The organism is Chryseobacterium contaminans (assembly GCF_001684955.1).
Lineage (GTDB): Bacteria > Bacteroidota > Bacteroidia > Flavobacteriales > Weeksellaceae > Chryseobacterium > Chryseobacterium contaminans.
Window position 1 is genome coordinate 1 of record NZ_MAYF01000185.1, and the last position, 2,105, is coordinate 2,105.

2 protein-coding genes are annotated in these 2,105 nt (G+C 33.3%); both read right to left on the reverse strand.

Translation table 11 applies throughout. From position 1 onward, the window contains the following. Window positions 1-596 (reverse strand): ketopantoate reductase family protein (locus tag BBH99_RS11205; protein WP_317041492.1); only part of this gene is annotated, 596 nt, incomplete at its 3' end. A gap of 402 nt (window positions 597-998) precedes the next feature. Continuing rightward, the gene (locus tag BBH99_RS11210; RefSeq protein WP_066695530.1) at window positions 999-1,577 is read right to left on the reverse strand and encodes a Crp/Fnr family transcriptional regulator; all 579 of its coding nucleotides are present in this window, start codon (window positions 1,575-1,577) and stop codon (window positions 999-1,001) included. Window positions 1,578-2,105 lie beyond the last annotated feature (528 nt).

A 2,105-nucleotide genomic window follows, 5' to 3' on the forward strand; every position in this document is an offset into this window, starting at 1 on the left:
ATGAAAATAAACTTGGTCCAGATATCCGTTAAAGAATTGTCTTTACAATCAAAATCTATTTTACTTTCCTGAAGCAGGTCCGTTACCCATGCAATATCACTTGAAAAATGTTCAGGATCTCTTCCTACAATCATCTTTCCTGCTTTTCCTTTATGCTCCACTGTTCCTCTTTCTTTAATATGAGAAGCTACATAAATACAGGTTGGCAGAATAATATGGCCCGGAATTATTTTTCGGATTCTGTCATAGATGTCCGCTCCGTTCATCATAGGAAGCAGAATTGTTTCTTTAGTGATAACCTCTTTCAACTGTCTGCAAACGTTCTCCAGATCATATTCCTTAACGCAGATTAGTACAAGGTCAGGATTTTTAATATCACTGATATTCTGTTCTATTGAATTGGGGTGGGTACGCTCATCAGCATGCTCCGGTGAAAGTAAAACCAATCCGTTTTCTTTTACTTTATCATAGGTTTCTCCTCTTGCTACAAAGGAAACTGTATATTTTCCGGAAGATTCATTCACCTGATTGATTTTGAAACCAAAATAACCGCCTACTCCGCCCAAGCCAACAATGACAATATGTTTTTTATTCATGAAATTATTTTTAACAAAGATGAATGACAAATTTCAATTTATCACTTGACAAATGAAAAGAAATGACGATTTATAGAATAAGTAAGAAAGCCTGGAAGCTGGGAGTTACAAAAGTTTGAAAGACAACCTACATTCCTCTTTATTAATTATGATAAAATTGATGATTTCAGTTTTTCTTAAACGCAGAGAACATAAAGATCCCTTTAATGGGGTTTTATCTATGATAACAGAGATACTTCGTTCAGCCAAGAAACAATTACATTTTCTACATTTCTGGTGAAATGCCCTTGTAAAAAAATAAAGCATCCCACTCAAATCCTTTACAAATATTGTGTTAAAAAACTTCCAGGAAATATCAGATTTCTAATAACTTCCAGCCTCCATCTTCCTGCTTCCAGCCCTTTATTTATTAATATCCCTTCTGATTCTGCTCAACGAGCTGTCTTTAATTCCCAGGTATGAAGCAATGATTTTTAGCGGGACATATTGAAAAATATCAGGATCTTTCTTCATCAGATTGGCATATCGTGTTGAAGCTTTCTGGCTTGCCATTTCAATCAGTCTGTCATGAATATGGTGATAATTCAGGACAAAAAGAAGTCTGCTGAACTCCCGGAATTCAGGAATATTGTGAAAATTATACTGTACATTTTCTAATCCGGTCTCCCAAAATGTACAATCTGTAACGGCCTGATAGATTTCTTTGGTGGGTTGCTGTCTGAAAAAGGATAAAAAATCATTCACAAAGCAAGGAGCAGCAAAAATATTGGTGGTAATTTCCTCATTGTCTTCATTCAACAGATAGGAACGTACATAGCCTTTTTCAAGAAAATAGGTCTTAGTGCTGATCGTATTTAGATCCAACAGGATATTATTCGCCTTCAGCTCAAATGGTTTAAAAGTTTCTGTGATTTTCTCAACCACTTCATTTTTAATACTGAACAAGGAATGGAAATAATTATTGATTGATGATTTATCCATGGAAAATTACAAAACAATCTATTTTGGTGGGCTAAAATAGGGATAATTCTGTAAATTTTGAGGAAAATATACAAATGCAGGAATACGTTTTCATCCGTGCATTCTTGGTTTTCATTATAAGTAAAATCGTTAAAAACCTTCTATCGATGGTGGCGGAGCATAATCTGATTCAGAAAATACAATTCCCGCTTTTACTTCTTTAATTTTAATAAGCTCTCTTCCCTTAAATTATTTCTAATTACTGTTTTTTTATATTGAAAAATGAGAAAGTCATTTTTTTCAACATTCTTATAAGCTATTACAATTTAATCCGCCTTAACAAAACAACAAACAACACTTTGATTTACAATTAAATACATAGTAAAACACATGGGTAAACCATGAAATAATTGGGATTTAAAAGAATGTAGTCCGTCCTGATTTTGAACATTTTTAAAAGGTTTTTGGTAAGAATAAGCACTCACAAAAGACGTAAATTTGCAATACTGATGAAGAAGTCTTTACCCATATCAATTACTTTTCTGCTGA

What these genes read in the sequence shown, in the direction of transcription:
- BBH99_RS11210 (WP_066695530.1), bottom strand. Translation starts at nt 1,577, where the DNA reads ATGGATAAATCATCAATCAATAATTATTTCCATTCCTTGTTCAGTATT.